General features: G+C 60.9%; 21 protein-coding genes. 11 read left to right on the forward strand and 10 right to left on the reverse strand.

What is annotated here, in order from left to right; genetic code table 11:
- Positions 1 to 7 precede the first annotated feature (7 nt).
- Together ACYSTU_RS15890 and ACYSTU_RS15895 are read right to left on the reverse strand one after the other, a co-directional pair.
- Entirely contained in the window at positions 8 to 223 is a 216-nt protein-coding gene (locus ACYSTU_RS15890) for a hypothetical protein (RefSeq protein WP_016774063.1), read from the reverse strand.
- Positions 224 to 350: 127 nt separating this feature from the next.
- Positions 351 to 626, reverse strand: coding sequence for a hypothetical protein (locus tag ACYSTU_RS15895; protein ID WP_136493983.1), 276 nt, complete (start codon positions 624 to 626; stop codon positions 351 to 353).
- Positions 627 to 812: 186 nt separating this feature from the next.
- Between ACYSTU_RS15895 and ACYSTU_RS15900 the strand changes: the two genes are divergently transcribed.
- Positions 813 to 1,142, forward strand: a complete 330-nt coding sequence (locus ACYSTU_RS15900; protein ID WP_024012417.1) for a hypothetical protein — start codon at positions 813 to 815, stop codon at positions 1,140 to 1,142.
- Positions 1,143 to 1,172: 30 nt separating this feature from the next.
- On the opposite strand, the gene ACYSTU_RS15905 is transcribed toward ACYSTU_RS15900, so the two are convergent.
- From ACYSTU_RS15905 to ACYSTU_RS15915, 3 genes are all read right to left on the reverse strand, one after another.
- Entirely contained in the window at positions 1,173 to 2,117 is a 945-nt protein-coding gene (locus ACYSTU_RS15905; RefSeq protein WP_071171745.1) for an alpha/beta hydrolase, read from the reverse strand.
- Between the two features lie 113 nt (positions 2,118 to 2,230).
- Positions 2,231 to 3,229, reverse strand: a complete 999-nt coding sequence (locus tag ACYSTU_RS15910; RefSeq protein ID WP_498999925.1) for an NAD(P)H-quinone oxidoreductase — start codon at positions 3,227 to 3,229, stop codon at positions 2,231 to 2,233.
- A 61-nt stretch (positions 3,230 to 3,290) separates the two neighbouring features.
- On the reverse strand, positions 3,291 to 4,490 hold the full coding sequence (locus tag ACYSTU_RS15915) for a YbfB/YjiJ family MFS transporter (protein ID WP_498999928.1): 1,200 nt from the start codon (positions 4,488 to 4,490) through the stop codon (positions 3,291 to 3,293).
- A gap of 111 nt (positions 4,491 to 4,601) precedes the next feature.
- Here ACYSTU_RS15915 and ACYSTU_RS15920 point away from each other — a divergent pair, with 111 nt between their 5' ends.
- Complete coding sequence (locus tag ACYSTU_RS15920) at positions 4,602 to 5,477, forward strand: LysR family transcriptional regulator (RefSeq protein ID WP_498999931.1); 876 nt, start codon at positions 4,602 to 4,604, stop codon at positions 5,475 to 5,477.
- Positions 5,478 to 5,657: 180 nt separating this feature from the next.
- Positions 5,658 to 6,143, forward strand: coding sequence for a hypothetical protein (locus tag ACYSTU_RS15925; RefSeq protein ID WP_241089433.1), 486 nt, complete (start codon positions 5,658 to 5,660; stop codon positions 6,141 to 6,143).
- A gap of 41 nt (positions 6,144 to 6,184) precedes the next feature.
- Here the strand turns inward: ACYSTU_RS15925 and ACYSTU_RS15930 are convergent, their stop codons facing one another.
- Complete coding sequence (locus ACYSTU_RS15930) at positions 6,185 to 6,907, reverse strand: pirin family protein (protein ID WP_071171748.1); 723 nt, start codon at positions 6,905 to 6,907, stop codon at positions 6,185 to 6,187.
- A gap of 220 nt (positions 6,908 to 7,127) precedes the next feature.
- Here ACYSTU_RS15930 and ACYSTU_RS15935 point away from each other — a divergent pair, with 220 nt between their 5' ends.
- Together ACYSTU_RS15935 and ACYSTU_RS15940 are read left to right on the forward strand one after the other, a co-directional pair.
- Positions 7,128 to 8,078 carry a GlxA family transcriptional regulator gene (locus ACYSTU_RS15935; protein ID WP_125916447.1) on the forward strand — a complete coding sequence of 317 codons (951 nt, stop codon included), beginning with the start codon at positions 7,128 to 7,130 and terminating at the stop codon, positions 8,076 to 8,078.
- A 90-nt stretch (positions 8,079 to 8,168) separates the two neighbouring features.
- The gene (locus ACYSTU_RS15940; RefSeq protein ID WP_071171749.1) at positions 8,169 to 9,641 is read left to right on the forward strand and encodes an ATP-binding protein; all 1,473 of its coding nucleotides are present in this window, start codon (positions 8,169 to 8,171) and stop codon (positions 9,639 to 9,641) included.
- Here the strand turns inward: ACYSTU_RS15940 and ACYSTU_RS15945 are convergent.
- Positions 9,606 to 12,530, reverse strand: a complete 2,925-nt coding sequence (locus tag ACYSTU_RS15945; RefSeq protein ID WP_498999935.1) for an ATP-binding protein — start codon at positions 12,528 to 12,530, stop codon at positions 9,606 to 9,608. The genes ACYSTU_RS15940 and ACYSTU_RS15945 overlap by 36 nt on opposite strands.
- Before the next feature lie 134 nt (positions 12,531 to 12,664).
- Entirely contained in the window at positions 12,665 to 13,096 is a 432-nt protein-coding gene (locus tag ACYSTU_RS15950; RefSeq protein WP_110646468.1) for a helix-turn-helix domain-containing protein, read from the reverse strand.
- A gap of 236 nt (positions 13,097 to 13,332) precedes the next feature.
- On the opposite strand from ACYSTU_RS15950, the gene ACYSTU_RS15955 reads away from it, so the two are divergent.
- The 6 genes from ACYSTU_RS15955 (at position 13,333) to ycaC (ending at position 19,132) form a co-directional block, all read left to right on the forward strand.
- Complete coding sequence (locus tag ACYSTU_RS15955; RefSeq protein WP_422493716.1) at positions 13,333 to 14,316, forward strand: MBL fold metallo-hydrolase; 984 nt, start codon at positions 13,333 to 13,335, stop codon at positions 14,314 to 14,316.
- 54 nt (positions 14,317 to 14,370) lie between these two features.
- Positions 14,371 to 15,294, forward strand: a complete 924-nt coding sequence (locus tag ACYSTU_RS15960; RefSeq protein WP_016774077.1) for a LysR family transcriptional regulator — start codon at positions 14,371 to 14,373, stop codon at positions 15,292 to 15,294.
- A 233-nt stretch (positions 15,295 to 15,527) separates the two neighbouring features.
- A complete protein-coding gene (locus ACYSTU_RS15965; protein WP_024012430.1) occupies positions 15,528 to 15,941 on the forward strand; it encodes a DoxX family protein in 414 nt (137 codons plus the stop codon).
- Complete coding sequence (locus ACYSTU_RS15970) at positions 15,934 to 16,560, forward strand: antibiotic biosynthesis monooxygenase (RefSeq protein WP_041478579.1); 627 nt, start codon at positions 15,934 to 15,936, stop codon at positions 16,558 to 16,560. Before ACYSTU_RS15965 ends, ACYSTU_RS15970 begins: the two co-directional genes overlap by 8 nt.
- A 40-nt stretch (positions 16,561 to 16,600) precedes the next feature.
- On the forward strand, positions 16,601 to 18,439 hold the full coding sequence (locus tag ACYSTU_RS15975) for an amidohydrolase (protein ID WP_498999942.1): 1,839 nt from the start codon (positions 16,601 to 16,603) through the stop codon (positions 18,437 to 18,439).
- Positions 18,440 to 18,508: 69 nt separating this feature from the next.
- Positions 18,509 to 19,132 (forward strand): isochorismate family cysteine hydrolase YcaC, encoded by a 624-nt coding sequence (gene ycaC / locus ACYSTU_RS15980; RefSeq protein WP_016774080.1) that lies wholly within the window; start codon positions 18,509 to 18,511, stop codon positions 19,130 to 19,132.
- Between the two features lie 223 nt (positions 19,133 to 19,355).
- Here ycaC and ACYSTU_RS15985 read toward each other — a convergent pair whose 3' ends face one another.
- Together ACYSTU_RS15985 and ACYSTU_RS15990 are read right to left on the reverse strand one after the other, a co-directional pair.
- Complete coding sequence (locus tag ACYSTU_RS15985; protein WP_024012433.1) at positions 19,356 to 20,783, reverse strand: mechanosensitive ion channel family protein; 1,428 nt, start codon at positions 20,781 to 20,783, stop codon at positions 19,356 to 19,358.
- Positions 20,784 to 20,891: 108 nt separating this feature from the next.
- Positions 20,892 to 21,914 (reverse strand): alpha/beta hydrolase, encoded by a 1,023-nt coding sequence (locus ACYSTU_RS15990; RefSeq protein ID WP_498999947.1) that lies wholly within the window; start codon positions 21,912 to 21,914, stop codon positions 20,892 to 20,894.
- Between the last annotated feature and the right edge of the window lie 91 nt (positions 21,915 to 22,005).

The following is a 22,005-nucleotide window of genomic DNA, read 5'->3' on the forward strand; positions in this document are numbered from 1 at the left end:
GCGCAGATCAGTTGGTTTTCGAGTTCAACTTGCGCAGTTCTTCATAGGTCGCCGATTGCACGAACCAGAAGCCGGAGACGATGCACCAGCCCAGGGTGCCGCCTACGAACATACCTAGACCCGAGAGAAAGCTCTGGCTCATCATGAAGAGGGAAACGATCAGGATGACCGCCAATGCGATGTAGAGAACGATGTTGTTGACGCCGATGACGAAATCTTTCATTTGCATTCCTTGGATGTATTTTCCTCTGGCCGCCCTCTATGGCGGCCAGTGCGCGCATCATATTGATATCACCCGGTGTTGCGCTAGTTTCGGTGTCGGATTTTCGTCACTAAAAGCGAATCCACCTTTACTGAGCGGGTTCTTTATCCAGGTCTTCGGAATCGCTCGACGTCGCCGCATCCTTCTCTGTCTCATGCGGCTCTGATCCCGCGTTGGCGCCTGAGGATTCTTCGCCTTTCTTGTTCGCCTTCTCGTCATGGTCGCGAGAGCTTTCTGCATGATTGACGCCGGGCAGGGCCGTAGCAGGGGTGGCGGCGCCCGCCGTAGATTCGGCTGCCGAAACATGAATCGGGCCGATCAGGCACAGGCTGAAAAACGACAGGGCGAAAATTTTCTTGTTCATCACGTGGGCCTTCTGCGCGGTGGGATGTACAGCGTTGGATAGGCCTGTCTGGCGAAGGTGCGCGGTACTGGACGAGCGGCGAATTTCACCCTGATGAAAAAAATCCCGACAGCAGGCAAATTGCTGGCCCCCAGAGACATTTCGCCCCGGCAAAATCGCCTTTTTTCAAAAGGTTAGGTTGGCTATATGCGGACGATTGTCATCACCGTTGCGATGCTTTCCCTGGCTTTGATCGCCTCGGGAGTGCAGGCAAAAGAGTTAAGCAAAGGCCATCGCTTTGCCTGCACTTGGGGCTCGGATATCGCTGCCGGGGCGCAGCGATCGAAATTGTCAGGAGTTTCACTGTATGGCGCGCGCAAGCAATTGCAGGTTCGCCGGTTCCAGCAGCCTTGGATGCGCATGACAGCGATGGGGATTACCGAGCAGACCTACAACAGCAGTTCCAAGCTCAAACCGGCAGCTGTCAAGCAGACCTATTATGAGCAATGCGTACGGCATGAGTTGGCTCGGCGCTGATGCCTCTTTATCCAGCACTGGTAACACAGCTTAGGAATCGCCAGAACCCTTGGCGACTGCCGGCCCGGCCACCCGCGGCAACGGCTTGCTCTGCATCAACGCATCCAGAGCCTTGCGATACCCCTGACCGCCAAGCGCCATGCTGTTGTTGTGCGTTGCTCCGGGCACCAGCAACAGGCGCTTGGGCTGCTCAGCGGCATTGAACAGCTGCTCGCTGAAGCGCGGCGGCACGAAGGCATCAGCCAGGCCATGCACCACCAAAAGCGGCATATGAATATTGGCGATCTTGTCGATGGAGTCGAATTTCTGCGAGAGCAACCAGCGCACCGGGAGCGAGGTGTTGGCCACGGCGGCGGCTACGTCGGCGAGAGAAGTGAAGGTCGATTCAATGACCAGACCGCGAACCGGCAGAGGTGTGTGGTTGCGCGCCGCGTTCTGTCCCAGTTCGGCCGCCAGATCAATCGCCACCGCGCCACCGAGAGAGTGGCCATAGATCAGGCGCTTGTTCGGGTCCGGTTGCAGCAGTTGGAAGCGCTCCCAGGCCACGCGGGCATCTTCATAAACGCTGCTTTCGGATGGTAAATCACCCTTACTTTGGCCGAACCCTCGATAATCGATGGCCAGCACCGAATAGCCCGCCGCGCGTAGTTGCTCTATGCGGAACAACTGTCCGGTGAGGTTCCAGCGCACGCCATGCAAGTAAAGGATTGCCGGGGCATTGGCACGTTCAGCCGGCCACCACCAGGCATGGATGTTCTGCCCGGCTTTGAAACTCTTCGGTTGCAGATCGAGTTCCTGAACGCTGCCGGGCAGTCCGCGATACCAGCCGGCAGTGCCCGGCTCAATGCGAAAAAGCAGTTTGCGCTCGGTGTGTTCCAGCACCGCACAACTCGTCGGCACGCCGATGATCAGCGCGGCCATCATGGCGAACGCCAGGCGGCGGCGTCGCAGACGAGTCAGCAAGGACAGGAACATTAATCGTTTCACCACGGCGCAGACAAAGAACGCTTTTTACCAGATGCCTCGGTCTGCGCGTGATTATTTTAGACCACCGTGCATGTGCAACGATTACAAGATGCTGCAATCGCTCACGCCACTTGCAGGACGATCTTGCCGATATGATCGCCGCCCTCCATGCGGGCATGGGCCTGAGCCGCGTCAGCCAGCGGGTAAACCTTGTCGATGATCGGCAGGCAGCGCCCGGCGCTGAGGGCAGGCCAAACGTGTTCTTGCAGTTGATCGGCGATGGCGGCTTTCTCCGCAGCGGTACGTGCGCGCAGCAGCGAACCGGTGACCACCGCGCGTTTGCCGAGGATCGCCAGCAGATCCACGTCGTTAGCGCGGGCGCCACCGAGAAAGCCGAGCATCACCAGTCGGCCATCCATTGCCAGTGCGCTGATGTTGCCGTTCAGATACGAGCCACCCATGATGTCGAGAATCACGTTCACGCCTTGATCTGCGGTCTTCTCGGCAATGACCTTGGCAAAATCTTCTTCCCGATAGTTGATCGGCTGCCCGCCAAGTTTGCTGATTGCGGCGCATTTTTCAGGACTGCCGGCGGTGGCGAACGCCTCAATACCGAATTCATGGCAGAGCATCAGCGCGGTGGTACCGATGCCGCTGGTGCCGCCGTGAATCAGCACGCGCTGGCCGGCCTTGGCACCGCCGAGGCCGAACAGGTTGGCCCAGACGGTGAAAAAGGTTTCCGGAATCGCGGCGGCCTGGACCCAATCGACTCCATCCGGCACAGGCAAAGTCTGGCCGGCTGGTACCGCGCAATACTCGGCGTATCCGCCGCCATTGGTCAGTGCGCACACACGATCACCCACAGCGAACCGCGTAACTCCGGGACCCAGTGCAACCACTTCGCCAGCCACTTCCAGGCCGGGAATCGGGTCCATCCCGGGTTTCATCGGATATTTGCCGGCGCGCTGCAAGGCATCCGGACGATTGATGCCGGCAGCATGAACGCGGATAAGCACTTGGCCTTCGGCAACGGTCGGCAGAGGCACGCGCCTGGCTTGCAATACTTCAGGGCCGCCGGGTTCGGTGATTTCAATACGGGTCATTTCGTTGGGCAGTGACATTGTTGATTCCTGTGAAAAAGGTCGTGTAGATGGGAACGCTGGCAGCGCGCAATGATTCCCTTCAGTTCGCCGCGCAACGGGGTTCAGTTGTAGAGGGCAGCCAGCGCATGGCTTGCTCCAGCAGGAGAGCGACGACGATCGCGCCAGCGGCGATCACAAAAAGCAGCGTGTGCTGGCCGCCCGAGGCATTGAACAATGCCGAATAGGCAAACCCGGCCAGCGCCTGAAAGGTTGCGAATGACACAGTGGCGCGGCTCCAGGCGATCTGCTGACGGTGATGCGACGGCACCAGTTCATGCACCCGGGCCAGGGCCAGCGGCACGATGCCCGGCGGGAACGAGCCGAGAATCACCGCCAGTAAAGCCAGCGCCAGAAATGAATGGGAGACGGCCAGCAAACCGAGGGCGATGGCTTGCACTACCAACACCAGTCGAATACCAGTGCGGGCGCCGAGCTGGTCGGCCAGGAAGCCGTAAGTCACCGGCCCGACAATCGCCCCCAGGCCATACATGACCCAGACCATTGCGCCGATATGCGCCCCGGCACCCAATCCACGCGCTACGTAATCCACCAGAAACACCATTGCAGGCACCAGCCCGGCGGCCATGAACGCGTATTGAGCGAATAACAGGTAAACGCCTGGCGGTGTTGGCTCATCAGCCGACGTTGCGTGCGCAGCCACGGCATGCGTGGTATCCGCAGGCCAGCCGAACCAGCTCACCGCGGTCAGCAACAACGCCAGCGCGCCCAGTCCCAGCCATGTTGCCTGCAAGCCAAGAGTCAGCAGTGGCGGCACGATGGTGCCGGAGCCGGCAATCCCCAGGCCGATGCCGAGGAAGATTGCGCCACTGGCCAAGCCTCTGCGAGAAGCCGGAACGTGAGGCAGCACGGTTGCCGCCACCAGCACCATGATCGCGCCGCCAGCAATCCCGGAGAGCAAACGCCAGCCGAAGAACCAGCTCACCGACAGCGGATAAGCACAGGCAAAGAACGCCGCCGTGACCGCCAGCATCATCAGGCGCAAGGCGTTGCGGTTGCCTGTTCGGTGAGCCAGGGGCCGACCGAGCAGGGCGCCGATCAAGTAGCCGACCAGATTGGCCGCGCCGAGGTAGACGACATCATTGGCCGAAAACCACTGCGCCTGAATCAGCGAAGGGATCAATGGCGTGTAAGCGAAACGCGCCAGACCAATGCTGACCAGACTGGCGCAAAGTCCGGCGAAGATCGGCCGCCAGATGCCGGTAGAGTTTGCAGTACGCATGATCGCGATCTCACAAGAGGTGTATGGCGCTCAGCTTATCGGCTATCGTTGCTGCGCATATGCAGCGATTAAGCGGCACAATGATGCAAAAATGCTTCAAAGAGGATCCGTATGAATTGGGATGATGCGCGAGTGTTTCTGGCGGTCTGTCGCGAGTCGACATTGCGCGGGGCTGCGCGTGTTCTGGGCGTCGATCAGGCCACGGTCGGACGGCGCATTACTGCGCTGGAGAAGGCATTGAGCGCGACGCTGTTCCTGCGAACCTCCGACGGTTATGCGCTGACCGCCGTTGGTGAAGCGGCGCGTAAAAGTGTGGAAAAAATGGAGCATTCGGCGCTGGAACTGGAGCGACACATCCACGGGCTGGATGACCGTCTTACCGGTAATGTACGGGTCAGCACCACCGACTCGATGGCCATTGACTTCATCATTCCGGCGATGGCGCGCCTGCATGATCAACATCCAGATGTGCAGATCCAGCTGGATGCGTCGACGCAAATCCTCAGTCTGGCCAAGCGCGAGGCCGATATCGCGGTGCGCAATACCCGGCCGGATAACCCTGATCTGATCGCTCGTCGGATCGCCCGTTGGCCTGTAGGACTTTTCGCAGCACAGGCCTACGTCGATCGCCATGGAGAGCCGCAGCCCGGCAGCGCTTTCGAGGGCCATGATCTGGTGGTCTATCAGCCGTACTTACAGAGCAAAAAAGACCTTACGCTAGTCTCTGAACCGTTGACCCGCGGACGCATCGTCGCCACGCTCAGCTCCAGCCTTCTAGTGCGTCGATCCCTTGCCGCCGGCCTCGGGGTAGGCGAGATTCCTGTGTACATGGGCGAACGCGACGGCCTGGTCAGACTCTGGCCGGAGCGGACCCGGCCGCAGCCGTATGAAGTCTGGCTGGTCACCCACGCCGACTTGCGCCACACCGCGCGGGTACGGGCCGTGATCGAGCAGATCGTGGAGGCGTTTGCGCCGGAAAACCAATAGTGAGTTCAGGCCTTTGCCGAGGCTACAACGTCTGACGAAACAGCCTACGTCCGAGGCAGAATGGGCCGGCTTGTTTTAGGAAGTGACGAGTTTTATCGTGGCAGCAGCTCGATGCAGACCTCAGTTACGCATCGAAACGAAGAGCCAGGGAAGGCCGCGTAGCCATAGAAAGGTGCCGAATTGAAAATCAGGGAAGTGAATCAATATGCGGTCACGGACAGATCGAATGCAGGGCGGGACAGGCAAACCATGAGCAGCATAAGTCGAGAAGAATTCGATGCGAGGATAGAAACCATCGAGACGAGGATGGACGGCCGCGTGGCAGAAATGCGCGCCGACATTCGCGGGTTCCTCGCTGCTCAGGCAGAGCGGGACAAGGCCCTACAGGAACGGGACAAGCGTTATGACCTGATGTGGATGGGCGTGCAGAAAATTGCCGACGAATCGCGGGAAGCGATCAGACAGGCATCGACGGTCAAGGCCAATTACTGGGCTGCCACCACTGTGCATTTTCTCGGCGTGGCTTCCTTGCTGGTTGGCGCACATTTCGCCAATCAGGCGGCGGTGTTGACCACCATACAGACCACGCTGGCAGCGATTCAGATTGGCAAAGAGGTATCGTCACCCAAACCGGTCGTACAGCCCTCAACAGTGCCGCCGCAATAAAAAACGGCCTTCATTGGAAGGCCGTTCTGCATCGCGCCAGATCATGGCATTTCCGGCAACTCCTGAGGGCGCAAGTCGAACACCAGCACTTCGGCATCGACCCCGTTGCTCAAAGTGAGCAGCTGTTCTTCACGAACCCGCACGCCATCGCCTTCCTGCAAGGCTTGGCCATTGAGTTCGACACTGCCACGCGCAACGTGCACGTAGGCGTAACGATTGGCCGGCAATTTCAGCGTGGCACTTTCCTTGCCGTCGAATAACCCGGCGTAGACCCGCGCATCCTGACGGACTTTCAGAGAACCGTTGCTACCGTCCGGCGAGATGATCAGTTGCAGGCGACCGCGTTTTTTCTGCGCGCTGAAATGCTCCTGTTGATAGCGCGGTTTGGCGCCGCTGACGTCCGGCACGATCCAGATTTGCAGAAAGTGCACGGGCTTGGTGGCCGAGTGGTTGAACTCACTGTGCGCCACGCCGCTGCCGGCACTCATCAATTGCACGTCGCCGGGACGGATCACCGAGCCAGTGCCGAGGGTGTCCTTGTGTTCCAGCGCGCCTTCGAGCACATAGGAAAAGATCTCCATGTCGCGGTGCGGGTGCTGGCCAAAACCTTTGCCGGCGGCGACGCGGTCATCGTTGATCACCAGCAGATCGGAGAACCCCTGTTCACGCGGGTTGCGGTAGCTGGCGAAAGAAAAGGTGTGAAACGACTTCAACCAGCCGTGATTGGCGAGGCCGCGATCGGAGGCTTTGCGAAGAGTCAGCATGATGAAATCTCCTGGCTGGACGTGAATTCGTCCGAGTGAGGAGAAGGTTACTGGTTACCTTGGGAGGCAATAAGTAGATGGAAATTGAAAGACTGTCCGGCTCAGGTTGACAGTTTTGCGTTATGGTTCACGCATTCGAACACGCTCATGACGACACAGTCGGCCATAATGCCCCGGCTGTAGCGTGCGTATTGACCCTTGAATATGTGTGATGCCTACCATGAAAACCGTGGCAATGGTGCTGTTCCCCGACTTTCTGATGCTCGACATGGCCGGGCCGCTGGAAGTGTTTTCAGTCGCCAACCGTTATCTGAAACCTGATTTGCACTATCAACTGACGACACTAGGGACGGAGCGCGGCTTGCTCAAGGCTTCCAATGGTGTACAGGTTCAGGCTGATCTGCACATCGACGAGGCGGCCGAGCGCTATGACCTGTTATTGGTGCCCGGCGGCCCCGGCGCCTATAACCAGAGATTTCCCGAGCTGTTTGGCTGGTTGAAAAAAGCCGTGCCGCGCGCGGAGCGTTACGGTTCGATTTGCACTGGCGCATTCATCCTCGGCCATGCCTGCCTGCTTGATGGTTATCGCGTCACCACGCACTGGAACTACACCGAGCGCCTGATCAAGGCTTTCCCGAAAACCACGGTGACCACCGACCAGATCTACGTTGAGGATCGCAATCTCATCACTTCGGGGGGCGTGACCGCTGGCATCGATCTGGCGCTGGCGGTGGTGGCCAGGGATCACGGCAAGAAAATCGCCCAGGACGTCGCCAAGGTCTTGTTGGTGGTGATGAAGCGCCAGGGCGGGCAAGCGCAGTTCAGCCCGTTGATGGCGGCAGTCTCACCGCAAGAAACGCCCATCACCCGCGCGCAGAATTACGTACTTGAACACTTGGATGAGCCCTTCACAGTGGAGCGCATGGCCGGATTGGCCAATATGAGCGCACGGCACTTTGCTCGCCTGTTTGCTCGTGACATCAACATGACGCCGATGGAGTTTCTGCAGAATGCCCGCATTGACTGCGCGCGAAACCTGTTGGAAACCAGCGATCTGCCACTGAAAACCATCGCCTACAAAAGTGGTTTCGGCAGTGTCCGGCACATGCGCTCGCTGTTCGCCGAGAAGCTCGGTCTTACGCCGTTACAATACCGCGAACAGTTCAGCTAGAGCGGTTCTGTCCGTCAGACGCAGCCGGATGTCCGTGCTGCGTCGGCTCCGGCGGTTGTATCGTCACGCAACAGTGCCAAGATGTTTGGCATGAATAATCACAACGACACAAGCCAAGGTTCGGTGCTGCGTTTTGGCCCCTACGCCTTTCATGTGCGCCAACGTCTGGTCCTTGAAGGCGAGCAGCCGCTACGCATGGGCGGGCGCGCCATGGATATTCTGCAGGTGCTGCTCGAACACGCGGGTGAGGTGGTCAGCAAAGAGCAGTTGATTGCTCGTGTGTGGCCGACATCGATCGTCGAAGAGATCAACCTGCGGGTGCACATCGCAGCGTTGCGCCGCGCACTGGGTGACGGCATAAACGGTCAGCGTTTCATCATTCACGTGGCGCAGTGCGGCTACAGCTTTGTCGCCCCGGTGGAGCAGGGCACCAGTGATGCGCTGAGCATGCCCGCTGCCGCGCTCACGCCCCTGCACAATCTTCCGGCACGACTGACGCCAGTCAGTGGGCGCGACGCCCTGATCGGTAGTCTGGTTCGACAAATGCCTGTATGTCGCTTGATGACGATTACCGGTGCGCCGGGTGTTGGCAAAACCACTGTGGCACTGCGCGTGGCGGAATTGCTGCTGCAATACTTTCGCGATGGCGCCTGGTGGGTCGACCTTGCCATGCTCGAAGATGACAAACCCTTGCTCGACCACCTGTTGCACGCCCTGAATACAGACTTTTTCACACTGACGGGCCGGCACGCCTTGTTGGTGCTGGATAACTGCGATCACCGGCGCGACAGTTGCGCGACTCTGGTAGAGACCCTGTTGCATGCCGCGCCTCGCCTGTCGATTCTGGTCACCGGCCGCGAAGCCTTGCACATTCCACAGGAAGCCGTTCATTACGTGCCGCTGCTGGCGATTCCCAAGCGCTCTACATTGAACTCCGTCGAGGAAGCCATGGGCTATCCGGCGGTGCAGTTGTTCGTCAATCGCGCGCGAGCGCGGCAACAGGGCTTCAGTTTGCGTCAACAGGATTTGTCAGGCGTGCGCGAGATCTGCCGCCAACTGGACGGTCTGCCGCTGGCGATCGAGCTCGCCGCTGCGCAGATCGACGCGCTGGGCTTGATCGGTTTACAGGCACAGGTTGAAAACGGTCTGCAGTTGCTTGGCCAAGGCCGGCGCACCGCGGAGCCGCGCCATCAGTCAATGGCCGCTGCGATCGATTGGAGCTTCCAGTACCTGACGGAAATGGAACAGCGGGTGCTGCTGCGTCTGTCGGTGTTCAGCACGGGCTTTACTCTGGAGGCTGCACTTAGCGTGATCAGCAGCGTGGATCTGGCGGGATCCAGGTTGAGCGCAATTATCGAAGGGTTGGCGCGCAAGTCATTGCTCATTCAAGAACCCAACCGGGCAATGGCGCGCTATTGGATGCTCAACACCGTGCGCCGCTATGCTCGTGATCGCTTTGAGCGCAGCGACGACAGGCTCGAACTGCAACAGCGTCATGCGCGCTATCTCAGCCGCACGCGCAATGCGTCAGGCCGGGCACTGCTCGCGCAGGCTGTCGAGTAGCAGGCGGACCTTGCGCAAGTCCGGTGTGGCGTAGCCTTCGGTGAAGCGCTGGTAGAGGGGGCTGAGCAAATCCCATGCTTCGCGATGGCGGGACTGGCGTTGCCATAACTGCGCAAGGTCCGTGGCGCTGCGCAGCTCCCAGGCCAACGCGCCTTGGCTTCTGGCGATGGTCAGCGCTTGTTGCAGGATTTGTTCGGCTTCTCGGGTTTCAGCGGTGTCTGAGCAGGCCGATTCGCAAGCAGGCTCGCTCCCACAGGAAACAGAGCACAACTCGGAATTTGCGCCCGACACCGACCCCTTGTGGGAGCGAGCCTGCTCGCGAAGGGGCCACTCCGAACCCTTCACTAATGCCGCCGCCCGCGCCCGCAATATCTCCGCTGCACTCCAACCCGCATCGCCATTGCGCGCGCGCCCCACCAGTGCCTCATCGACAAAACGCTCATCCAGCGTAACCATCACTTCCCGGATCAGACCGCTGCTCTGCGTCGATATCGGCGCGGCATTATCCGGATCGATCACCTGCGCGTAGTGCCGCGCCCAATTATTGAACAGCAGCACCGAATGCTTCTGCGACTGCTCCAGCAACAATTGCAGGAGTGCGCGGGCGTTAGCGGCGTCACCGTTGTAATGGGCGATCAGACAACTGGCCAGCGCCAGCGTGTAGCAGATCGATGTGCCATGGTCGATCTGCACGGCAATATCCAGCGCCTGCCGTGCCGCGCGCCATGCCTGTTCTGGCAGACCCTGCAGCCATAGCACGCGGGCCAGTACCGTCAGCGAAGCGACGCTTTGGTCGTACTGCACGCCAAAACCATGGGTGAAACGATTGAGATGGCCGCTGTGGGCCATGCGTTGCAGCACTTGCTCGGCATGTACGCGGGCCTGCGGTTGGTCGCCGGCGTAATGCAGGGCCAGCACGCGCAAGCGATGCGTGCTCAGCGACAGCAGTGGCTCGCCGTGCACGCCGATGCGGTCGAATTGCTCACTCTGCGCCAGCGCCATGCGGTAATGCCCGCAACTCAGATTGACCGCCATATGCCCCGATATCGCACGCAGTTGCCCGGCCAAGTCACCGTGTTCTTCGGCTAAGCGGCAGGCGTCGACGAAGGCCTGGATCGTTTGTGGCGTGCCGCCCCAGGTGTGATAGCTGGCGCTGCCGAGCGCCAGTTTCAAGGCGATTTGCAGGCTAGGGCAGGGCGGCGGGAGCGAGCCTGCTGGCGAAGCGTCCAGCAGACTCAGTGCCCGGCGCACGTAGCGGCTGTAATCGCGCAGCAACGACAGCTCCTGCCACAACGGTGCCGACGCGGCTGCCAGTTGCACTCCCAGCTCATCTGGTCCCGGCCCGTCGAGGCTCCAGTCCAGCGCCGCGCGCAGATCCTCCAGCCCCCTGGCATAGCGCTCCATCCACAATACAGTCGGAGTATTGTCCCAATCCGCCTGCGCCTGCTGCATCAGTGTCAGGCAGCGCTCGGCGTGGCGTTGGCGGGTTGCGCTGAGCTCGTTGGCCTGTTCGAGTTTTTCCAGTGCGTAGTGGCGCGTGGTGTCGAGCAACCGGTAGAAAACATCTTCGTCGCCCACTTCGACGCTCAGCAGGGATTTGGCCACCAGTTGCGTGACAGCGGTGAACACCGCGCCGGGGTCGATCTGTTGGCCGATGACCACCGCTGCCGCCGAGGCGAGGGTGAAGCTGCCGCGGAAAATTCCCAGTCGCCGCAAACAGGTTTGCTCGCAGGCGTTGAGCAGGTTGAAGCTCCAGTCCATCGTTGCGCGCAGGGTCAGGTGGCGCTCGGCGCTGCTGGGGTGTCCAGCCGACAATGGCGGCAAACCCTCGCGCAATTGCTTGAGCAATCCGTCCATGCCCAATTCGCTGACCTGTGCGGCGGCCAGTTCCAGCGCCAGCGGAATGCCGTCCAGGCGCTGGCAGATTTCGATCGCCTGCGGTAGCTCGGCGCGACTCAGTTGAAAGCTTTCCCGCGCCGCGGTCGCGCGCTCGACAAACAGTTGCAGCGCGGCAAAGCCCAGCGCCTGAGCCGGCTCCATCGGCGACGACATGGGCGGGCATTCGAGCGATTCCAGACGCTGCACGAATTCGCCCTCAGCACGCAGGCTCTCGCGGCTGGTGGCGAGAATATGCACTTTGGGCGCGCCGCGCAGAATCTGCTCGCTGAGCGACGCGACCGCATCGATCAAGTGCTCGCAGTTGTCGATCACCAACAACATTTGCCGTTCTCGCAGGCCGTCGACCAGACTAGCCTGCGCATCGCCTTCTGGCGCGGACAGATCAAGCAGCGTCGCCAGATGCGAGCCGATCAGCGCGGGATCGGCGATGGGCGCCAAGTCCACCAGGCGGATGCCGTCGCGATACTGGTCGAGCAATTGTTCGGCGACGCGCAGGGCTACGGTGGTCTTGCCGATGCCGCCGGGACCGACCAGAGTGATGCAGCGTCGGCGCGGCAGTTGCGCGATCAGGTGATCGATCACGGGCTGGCGCCCAATCATCCGCGTACGACGCAGCGGCAGGTTGTGTCTGGCGACGGGCATCGCCGGTTTTTGTTCGATGCTGTCGAGCACGATCGGTGCGACAAAACTGTAGCCGCGCTGCGCCACGGTGACGATGTAGCGCTGGCCGTTCTGCCCGTCGCCCAGCGCCTTACGTAGCGCCGCCATGTGCACGCGCAGGTTGATGTCTTCGACGACGCTGTCTGGCCAGACGCCGGCCATCAATTGCTGTTTGCTCACCACTTCACCGGCGTGGGCCAGCAAAATCAGGAGGATATCCATCGCCCGCCGTCCCAGGCGCAAAGGCTGTTGGCCTTCAAGTAGCAATCGTTGCCCGGGATGAATCCGATAGGGGCCAAAGGCAATGGCCTGATTCGGGGAAAAGCTCAACAGCGCGCTCCTGCGGTGATGCGGCGGACAGGGCGAATCAGTCCCTGGCGCATGCGCAGGCCGTCTGATCCGGGGTGTCCGGGCATAATCCTCAGGTTTGAGCATCAGTGCAACGGGTGGCGTAACGGCAGCAGTCAAAACACCGCAGGCTGTGCTGCGGTGTTTTTCGGCTTGCCCATGACTCGACAGCGCCAGGCGAAGGGATTGATGCCCTCGCTGCGGGTGAACATATGGCAGAAGTGCGCCTGATCGCAGAAGCCGCATTCGAGGCTGATTTGCGTCAGGCTCAAGTCGGTGTGCTGGATCAGCAACTTGGCCCGGGCCAGGCGCTGGGCGCGGATCCAGTCCTGTGGCGACAGGCCGGTGCTGCATTTGAATGCACGGGAGAAGTGACTGCGCGACAGTGCACATGCCCGGGCCAGTTCAGCCACTTCGAGACTTTCGCCCAAGCGATCCAGGATCAACTGTTTGATCTGGCGTTCGCGCTGCGGACTGAGTCCGCCAGTCGTGTTCTTCCGCGGTTCGCAGGCAGGGGCGAGGGCGACGGTTTGCTGTAGATAAGCCATGGCCAAGGTCCGTGTCGGTGGGGAATACACGGTCGGCGCATTCCCTCAGGTCAAAAAAGCAACGCTGCGCAGAGGGTTTCATTGTTGGGCGAGGACTTGAGGCTGACGAGTTAATCGTTGTTAATTTCCTCGCTCAGGCTGGAACTCAGCACATCCTTGCAAGTCAGCGCCCGGTGCTTTGCGCGACGATGTCGACAAAGCACGGCCGCCGTTGGCCAGGTTCAAAGGGGAATGCAATGAAAGGCTTGGTTAAAGCAGCAACGGCCCTGGCGGTCATGCTGGCAATGTCCGGCGCGATGGCGCAGGCACCGCAGGTGGGCACTCAGGCGCCGGGTTATTTCCGCATGGCGGTGGGCGATTACGAAGTCACCGCGTTGTTCGACGGTTACAACGATTTGTCGCCGAAGTTGTTGCAGGGCATGAGCCAGAGTCAGATTCGCGCGCTGCTCGCACGCCGTTCGATTGAAACCCCGGGCGTGCAGACGGCGTTCAATGCCTTTCTGGTCAACACCGGCACGCAACTGATTCTGGTCGACACCGGCGCAGGGCAGTGCATCGGCGCCACCGCAGGCCAACTCTCGGCCAACATGCAGGCCGCCGGTTACAAGCCTGAGCAGGTCGACACAATTTTGCTGACCCACCTGCACCTCGATCACGTCTGTGGTCTGGTCGATGCACAGAAGAAGCCGCTGTTCGCCAATGCCACCGTCTATGCGGCCAAGGCAGAGGCCGATTACTGGCTTGATCCGGCAGCACTGGCCAAGGCCCCGGCGGGAGCCAAAGAATTTTTCAAAATTGCCCAGGATTCGACGGCGCCCTACGTTGCCGCCGGTCGCTTCAAGACGTTTGCCGCCGGGCAGTCGCCATTGCCGGGACTGGTCGAAGCAACCCTCGAAGCCGGCCACACGCCGGGCAGCACCACATACCGCTTCACCTCGCAGCAGCAGAGCATCGTGTTCATGGGCGATCTGGTGCACAACCTCGCGGTGCAGTTCTTGCACCCGGAAGTCTCGATCGGTTTCGACGTGAACAGTCAGCAAGCGATCGCCAGTCGGCAGGCAGTGTTCAGTGCTGCGGCGGCGAGCAAGACCTGGGTGACGGCAGCGCATCTGCCGTTCCCGGGCATCGGCCACATCACCGCCGAGGGCAAACATTTCCAGTGGGTGCCGGTGGAGTACGGCCCTTACAAACGCGCGGCGAAAGTGCCGTTGATCGAGTAAAGTGCCCAGCGCCAGTGGCAAAACGCGTCTGACACCGATAAGGAAACCACGCCCATGAACCGTAACGATCTGCGCCGCGTCGACATGAACCTGCTGGTGATTTTCGAAGCGTTGATGTTCGAAAAGAACCTGACCCGCGTTGCCGAAAAACTGTTCATGGGCCAACCGGCGGTAAGTGCGGCGCTGGGGCGCTTGCGTGATCTGTTCGACGATCCGTTGCTGCTGCGCAACGGTCGCGGTATGGAACCGACGGCGCGGGCGCTGGCGATCCTCAAGGAGCTGCAACCGGCGATGGATGTGATTTCCGGTGCGGTCAGCCGCGCCAAGGAATTCGAACCGGCGAGCAGTTGCGATGTGTTTCGCATCGGTCTGTCGGACGATGCCGAGTTCGGTCTGTTTCCGCCGCTGTTGCGCCAGCTTCAGCAGGAGGCGCCGGGGATTGTCGTGGTGGTACGCCGCGCCAACTACCTGTTGATGCCGGCGCTGTTGGCCTCTGGAGAAATCTCCGTGGGTGTCAGCTACACCACGGATCTGCCGGCCAATGCCAAGCGCAAGAAGCTGCGTGATATTCCCTGCAAAGTGCTGCGCGGCGACGACCGTCCGGGGCCGCTGACGCTGGACGAATATTGCGCGCGTCCGCATGCGATGGTGTCGTTCTCCGGTGATCTGAGCGGCAATATCGACCTGGATCTGGCCAAGATCGGCCGCTGCCGCCGGGTGGTTCTTGGTGTGCCGCAGTTCAGCGGCTTGCGCGCCTTGCTCGCCGGTACCGAGATGATCGCCACGGTGCCGGATTACGCCGCCTGTGCCTTGGTCGAAGGCTGCGCCCTGCGTGCCGAAGACCCTCCATTCCCGATCGATGCCGCGCAATTGTCGATGGCCTGGAGCGGGGTGCACGACAACGACCCGGCAGAGAAATGGCTGCGCTCGCGGATCAGCCAGTTCATGGCGGCGCCGCTGGATATTCCGGCGATCTAGATCCCAGCGCCGATCTCCGATGCTGATCATTCCCACGCGCAGCAAAGGAATGCCTCAACGGACGCTCCGCGTTCGGCGTTGGATGGGACGCGGAGCGTCCCGAGCTGCATTCCCACGCAGAGCGTGGGAACGATCAAACATCAAAGACCTGAAAAGCAACTAAGCACACCCATCCAATTTCTTCCGCCCCGGCCTTGGCATGATTCCCGTCAATGACATTCAAGGGGCGGGTCATGATTGCTACGAGGGATGAACAGGCGCGCGACATCGGGTTGCTGTTCCTGCGGGTCAGCGGCGGGTTGTTTCTTTTGTGGGTGCACGGCTTGCCGAAGTTGCTGGACTTCACCGCGCAGCTGCAACTGATCGAAGACCCGTTCCACCTCGGCGCCCATCTGACCCTGATCCTGGCGATTTTCGCCGAAGTCCTCTGCCCGTTGCTGATCGTCGCCGGTGTGCTGGCGCGTTTGGCCTGCTTGCCTATTCTCTTTGTACTGCTCGTGGCGCTGCTGGTCGTGCATCCGCAATGGAGTGTGGCTGAAGGGCAGTTTGGCTGGTTGCTGTTGATTCTTTTCACCACCGTATTGATCGCCGGGCCCGGACGGCTGGCGATTCCTGTTCGTTTGCCCGGAGTGCTGCGTTATGCCTGAAGTCCTCAATTCACAAGCACCGGGGGCCGATGAGACCGTCACGTTGATCATCAAACACTCGGTCAAGGCCGGTTTCGAATCGGCGTATGAAGCATGGCTGCGCAACATCGTGCGCGTCGCCGGGCAGCGCGAAGGGCATTTGGGTGTGGACGTGGTGCGCGGCAAGCGCGGGCGTCTGGATTTCTACACGTGCGTATTGCGCTTCAGCTCCACCGAAGCGATGCAGGGCTGGCTGGAATCCTCCGAGCGTCAGGCGCTGGTGGCTGAAGCCGCACCGATGCTCGCCGATGGCGATCAGACCGAAGTCGCGCCGGTCAATGAATTCTGGTTCACACCGCTGGCCGAAGCCGGCTCGCCACCGCCGCGCTGGAAGCAGGCTGTCGTCACGCTGTTGGTGATTCTGCCGCACACCCTGCTGGTGCCGCTGATCTGGGGGCCGCTGCTGGCGCTGCATCCGCTTCTGTCCAACTACGTGGTCGCCACGTTCCTGATTACCCTGACCATCGTCCTCTCGGTGGTCTACGTGGTGATGCCGCCGGTTACCCGTTTGTTCACCCCGTGGCTGGAAGCCAGCCAGGCCCATGAACACCTCGATTCCCAAGAAACCTCGCCGCGTTGAGCGGGGTTTGCTTCTTTTCACTTTCGCTTGAGGAACTGCGATGAGCGCCGATCTGATTTTATTCAATGGCCAGTTTCATACCGTAGACCGGGAAAAACCACTGGCCAGTGCGGTGGCGATCAAGGACGGTCGCTTCGTTGCCGTCGGTAACGATGCCGAGGCCATGGCCCTCAAGGGCAGCGCCACACAAGTGGTCGACATGAAGGGCCGCTGCGTCATCCCTGGCCTCAACGACTCGCACCTGCACCTGATTCGTGGCGGTTTGAACTACAACCTCGAACTGCGCTGGGAAGGTGTGCCATCGCTCGCCGACGCGCTGCGCATGCTCAAGGACCAGGCCGACCGCACGCCAACCCCGCAATGGGTGCGCGTGGTCGGTGGCTGGAACGAATTCCAGTTCGCCGAAAAACGCATGCCGACCCTGGAAGAAATCAACCAGGCCGCGCCGGATACTCCGGTGTTCATCCTGCACCTCTACGACCGTGCGCTGCTCAACCGCGCCGCCCTGCGCGTGGCCGGTTACACCCGCGACACGCCGAACCCGCCGGGTGGCGAAATCGTGCGCGACAGCAACGGTAACCCGACCGGCATGCTGGTCGCGCGGCCGAACGCGATGATTCTCTACTCGACCCTGGCCAAAGGGCCGAAGCTGCCGCTGGAATATCAGGTCAACTCGACCCGCCAGTTCATGCGTGAACTCAATCGCCTCGGCCTGACCAGTGCGATCGACGCCGGCGGTGGTTTCCAGAACTATCCGGACGATTACCAAGTGATCGAACAACTGGCCAAAGACGACCAGTTGACCGTACGCATCGCCTACAACCTGTTCACCCAGAAGCCGAAAGAAGAACTGACCGATTTCCAGAACTGGACCGGCAGCGTCAAGTTGCATCAGGGCGACGACTACCTGCGCCACAACGGCGCCGGCGAAATGCTGGTGTTCTCCGCCGCCGACTTCGAAGACTTCCTCGAACCGCGCCCGGACCTGCCGCAGACCATGGAACAGGAACTGGAACCGGTGGTGCGCCACCTCGTTGAGCAGCGCTGGCCGTTCCGTCTGCACGCCACGTACAACGAATCGATCAGCCGCATGCTCGACGTGTTCGAGAAGGTCAACCGCGACATTCCGTTCAACAGTCTGCCGTGGTTCTTCGACCACGCCGAAACCATCACCCCGCAAAACATCGAGCGTGTGAAAGCGCTGGGCGGCGGTATCGCGATTCAGGATCGCATGGCGTTTCAGGGTGAATACTTCGTCGATCGCTACGGCAAACAAGCCGCCGAAGCCACGCCACCGATCAAGCGCATGCTCGCCGAAGGCGTGCCGGTCGGCGCCGGTACCGACGCCACCCGCGTGTCCAGCTATAACCCGTGGACCTCGCTGTACTGGATGGTCAGCGGCCGCACCGTTGGCGGTCTGGCCCTTTATGAAGAAGGTTTGCCACGCAGCACTGCGCTGGAACTGTTCACCCACGGCAGCGCCTGGTTCTCTTCGGAGCAGGGCAAGAAGGGCCAGATCCGCGTCGGCCAACTGGCAGACCTCGCTGCACTGAGCGCGGACTTCTTCAGCGTTGAAGAAGAAGCGATCAAGTGGATCGAGTCGGTGATGACCGTGGTCGGCGGCAAGATTGTCTACGCCGCCGGCGACTTCGAAGACCTCGGCCCGCGCTCGATTCCGGTGCTGCCGGACTGGTCGCCAGTGGTCAAGGTACCGGGCCACTGGCGCCCGAACTCGCCACTGCAGGCGCAGGTTCACCAGTGCAGCGGGCCATGCGCCGTACACACCCACAGCCATGAAAAAGCGCGGATGTCGAATGCACCGGTCAGCGATTTCGCCGGTTTCTGGGGCGCGTTCGGCTGTTCCTGCTTCGCGTTCTGAGTTTGAAAAAAAGCGCCGGTCATCAGGGCCGGCGCTTCCCGTAACAACCATCCATCCAGGAGTTTTGCCATGAGCGTTCCTTACAAGCGTCTGAACAAAGATGATGCCGTCGTCCTGCTGGTCGACCACCAGACCGGTCTGATCTCGCTGGTGCAGGATTTCTCGCCGAACGAGTTCAAGAACAACGTGCTGGCACTGGGCGACATCGCCAAGTTCTTCAAGCTGCCGACCATTCTGACCACCAGCTTCGACGCAGGTCCAAACGGCCCGATCGTGCCCGAGCTGCTCGAGCAATTCCCTGACGCGCCGTTCATCCAGCGTCCAGGCCAGATCAACGCTTGGGACAACGAAGACTTCGTCAAAGCGATCAAGGCCACCGGCCGCAAGCAACTGATCATCGCCGGTGTCGTGACCGACGTTTGCGTAGCTTTCCCGACCCTGTCGGCGATCGCTGAAGGCTTCGAAGTGTTCGTCGTCACCGACTCGTCGGGTACCTTCAACACCACCGTGCAACAAGCAGCGTGGGCGCGGATGTCCGCCGCCGGTGCACATCTGATGAACTGGTTCGCTGTGGCCTGCGAGCTGCAGGGCGACTGGCGCAACGACATGGAAGGTCTGGCGCATCTGCTGTCCGAGCGTCTGCCCAACTATCGCAACCTGATCAACAGCTACACCAAGTTCACTGCCAAGTAATCTGGTCGAAAGTCAAAAGCCCCTCACCCTAGCCCTCTCCCGGAGGGAGAGGGGACTGACAGCGTTGTTTGCTAGAGTTGCATCGACCTGCAATACCGAGCCGAGCTCCGCTCTTGAAACGCATGGAGATCGGCTCCCTTTCACCCTCGCCCCCTTAGGGGGAGAGGGCTGGGCGGGCGGCGTTCCGATGAGGGGGTGAGCTTTTGATCTTCAAAGTTTCAGATCAGCGTTTTTGCAACCAACCCAAGAAACCACCTTTTTTCACCGCCACCGGTTTGGCCATCAACGCGAGGCGACTGTTCTGCTGACGCACCGCCTGCAACTTGTTCAAGGCCCGGCCGACTTCGCTGCGCTTGTCCATGCACTCACGGGTCAACTGTTTGTCGAGACGATAGATGATGCTCGACGTCAGCGCTGTGAACGTCGCCTGCGACGGTGTATCGGCAAGAATGCTCTGCTCACCCATGACTTCGCTCGGCCCCATGCGCCCGGCCTCGGTCTGGCCATTGCCGTCCGGCACCGTCGCGCTGACTACGCCCGTGGCGATCACGAACAGACTGTCCGGCACCTCGTCCAGATCCAGCACCACCTGACCGGCCGTGTACTGCTGCGCGACCATCGACTCAGCCAGGCGATCGCGTTCTTCACTGCTCAGCGAGCGGAAAATCTTCACCTCGTCCAGCAACGCACGAGCACGGCTCGACGGTTCGATCACGCCGTCGGGATGCCGGGAAATACCCGCCGCTTCGAGATGGCGGTGGGCGAGGTCGAACAGTTGATTGCGCACTTCGCTCTTCTTGCCCAGCTCGGCGATGAAACCGCTGGCAACGTATTCCGACATGGTTTCGCCGGCCTCTTTGAGCACGGCTTTCGGCGCCGGGCTGAGCAGCAGAGAACTGCTGCCCTGCAAGGTGCGATCAAGGGCATCCAATACCCGCCGCGGACGAATGTGATTCGGCACCTTGATACTGATCGAGACGCCGTGCATGTTGTTCGGCCGGCTGAGATTGACGATCTTTGCCTTGGCCGCCACCGAGTTCGGTACGACGGCCATGGTGCCGGCGCTGGTCAGCAGGTGCGTGGCGCGCCAGTCGATATCGAAGACCTTGCCTTCTACGCCGTCGATCATCACCAGATCGTCCACTTGATACGGCTTGGTGGTGTTGAGGACGATGCCGGAAAACACGTCGGCGAGGGTGCTTTGCAGCGCCAGACCGACGACGATAGCGACCACCCCGGAAGTGGCCAGCAGACCTTTGACTGGCAGCTCCAGCACGTAACCGGCTGCCGCAACAATGGCGACCAGAAACACCAGCGCGCCGATGACATCCTGCAACAAGCGTCCGCTGTGACCGATGCGGCGCATCAGCGCCAGGCCGATCACTTCGGTCAGCACCCGTGCTGCGTACAACCACCAGAGAATCCCCAGCGCCGTCGCCCCCAGTTGTGCCACGCGATCATCAGCGAACAGCGGAGCTTGCAACGGGCTGACACCGGCATTGATCACCAGCGCGCTGAACGCCAGAAACAGCGCCAGACGCACGCCGACTCGCGGCGCGCGGTGGCTGAAGGGCGAGAAGTGCCAGAGTGCGGCGTCGAGCAGGAGCAGGACGGCGCTCCAGGACAGCAGGTGGGCGTAGAAAAGAGTCATGACCGGTACTCCGCGACGCTGGTGAGAAAAAAGATCGCAGCCTGCGGCAGTTCCTACAGGGAATCGTATTCCAGGGTAGGCGCTGCCGCAGGTTGCGATCTTTTGCGGTTAAGGCTGCAAATGAGTTTTCAGTTCAGCCGCCGCCTGGCGCACCGCCGCTTTGACTTCCGGAATCTGGCTCAGCGGATTGAGCAGACCAAAGTCATGAATCATCCCGTTGTAACGCACCGAGGTCACCGGCACTCCGGCCGCATCCAGGTGCCGCGCATAGCCTTCACCTTCATCACGCAGCACGTCGAACTCGGCGGTCTGCACCAGCGCAGCGGGCAGGCCCTTGAGCTGTTCGCTGCTGGCGTTGAGCGGCGAGGCATGGATCTGCGCACGCTCGGCCGGGTTGGTGGTGTAGTTGTCCCAGAACCACTGCATCATGCCCTTGGTGAGGAAATGGCCCTCGGCAAATTGCTGGTACGAACCGTCGTCGAACTGCGCATTGGTCACCGGCCACATCAACAGCTGGAAGCGCAGGGCAGGGGTTTGCTGCTCCTTGGCCATCAACGCCACGACCGCCGCCATGTTGCCGCCGACGCTGTTGCCGGCGACCGCCAGCCGCTTGCCATCGACACCGATGTCCTTGCCGTGCTCGGCCACCCATTTCGTCGCGGCGTACGCCTGGTTGATCGCGGTCGGGTACTGCGCTTCCGGCGATGGCGTGTAATCGACATACACCGCAACAGCGCCCGAGCCGACCACCAGATCACGGATCAGGCGCTGGTGCGTCGGGAAGTCACCCAGTACCCAGCCGCCACCGTGGAAAAACATGAATACCGGCAACTCGCCTTTGACCTTGGCCGGGCGCACCACTTTCAGGTTGAGGGTCTGGCCATCGACCTTGATCGCCTTGTCGCTGACTTCCACACCGGACAGATCAACGTTCACCGAAGCCTGCGCACCGGTCAGTACCGCACGGGCGTCTTTCGGGCTCAGTTGCTCCAGCGGACGACCACCGCCAGCGGCGAGGGCATCGAGGAACGCTTGGGTGTTGTGTTCGACGCCAGGGCTGCCAGCGGCGAAAGCGCTGCTGACGGAGAGGGCGAGGAGGGACGCGGCGAGGGTTTTCTTGACGATGTTCATGGTGAAATCCTTTTGAATGATTTTGATTTTCTGATCGTTCCCACGCTCTGCGTGGGAATGCAGCCGGGGACGCTCCGCGTCCCAACGATCA

The organism is Pseudomonas glycinis, from assembly GCF_054871425.1.

Coding starts and splice junctions, on each gene's coding strand:
- ACYSTU_RS15890 (WP_016774063.1), bottom strand. CDS start 223: ATGAAAGATTTCGTCATCGGCGTCAACAACATCGTTCTCTACATCGCA.
- ACYSTU_RS15895 (WP_136493983.1), bottom strand. CDS start 626: ATGAACAAGAAAATTTTCGCCCTGTCGTTTTTCAGCCTGTGCCTGATC.
- ACYSTU_RS15900 (WP_024012417.1), top strand. CDS start 813: ATGCGGACGATTGTCATCACCGTTGCGATGCTTTCCCTGGCTTTGATC.
- ACYSTU_RS15905 (WP_071171745.1), bottom strand. CDS start 2,117: ATGTTCCTGTCCTTGCTGACTCGTCTGCGACGCCGCCGCCTGGCGTTC.
- ACYSTU_RS15910 (WP_498999925.1), bottom strand. CDS start 3,229: ATGTCACTGCCCAACGAAATGACCCGTATTGAAATCACCGAACCCGGC.
- ACYSTU_RS15915 (WP_498999928.1), bottom strand. CDS start 4,490: ATGCGTACTGCAAACTCTACCGGCATCTGGCGGCCGATCTTCGCCGGA.
- ACYSTU_RS15920 (WP_498999931.1), top strand. CDS start 4,602: ATGAATTGGGATGATGCGCGAGTGTTTCTGGCGGTCTGTCGCGAGTCG.
- ACYSTU_RS15930 (WP_071171748.1), bottom strand. CDS start 6,907: ATGCTGACTCTTCGCAAAGCCTCCGATCGCGGCCTCGCCAATCACGGC.
- ACYSTU_RS15935 (WP_125916447.1), top strand. CDS start 7,128: ATGAAAACCGTGGCAATGGTGCTGTTCCCCGACTTTCTGATGCTCGAC.
- ACYSTU_RS15940 (WP_071171749.1), top strand. CDS start 8,169: ATGAATAATCACAACGACACAAGCCAAGGTTCGGTGCTGCGTTTTGGC.
- ACYSTU_RS15950 (WP_110646468.1), bottom strand. CDS start 13,096: ATGGCTTATCTACAGCAAACCGTCGCCCTCGCCCCTGCCTGCGAACCG.
- ACYSTU_RS15955 (WP_422493716.1), top strand. CDS start 13,333: ATGAAAGGCTTGGTTAAAGCAGCAACGGCCCTGGCGGTCATGCTGGCA.
- ACYSTU_RS15960 (WP_016774077.1), top strand. CDS start 14,371: ATGAACCGTAACGATCTGCGCCGCGTCGACATGAACCTGCTGGTGATT.
- ACYSTU_RS15965 (WP_024012430.1), top strand. CDS start 15,528: ATGATTGCTACGAGGGATGAACAGGCGCGCGACATCGGGTTGCTGTTC.
- ACYSTU_RS15970 (WP_041478579.1), top strand. CDS start 15,934: ATGCCTGAAGTCCTCAATTCACAAGCACCGGGGGCCGATGAGACCGTC.
- ACYSTU_RS15975 (WP_498999942.1), top strand. CDS start 16,601: ATGAGCGCCGATCTGATTTTATTCAATGGCCAGTTTCATACCGTAGAC.
- ycaC (WP_016774080.1), top strand. CDS start 18,509: ATGAGCGTTCCTTACAAGCGTCTGAACAAAGATGATGCCGTCGTCCTG.
- ACYSTU_RS15985 (WP_024012433.1), bottom strand. CDS start 20,783: ATGACTCTTTTCTACGCCCACCTGCTGTCCTGGAGCGCCGTCCTGCTC.
- ACYSTU_RS15990 (WP_498999947.1), bottom strand. CDS start 21,914: ATGAACATCGTCAAGAAAACCCTCGCCGCGTCCCTCCTCGCCCTCTCC.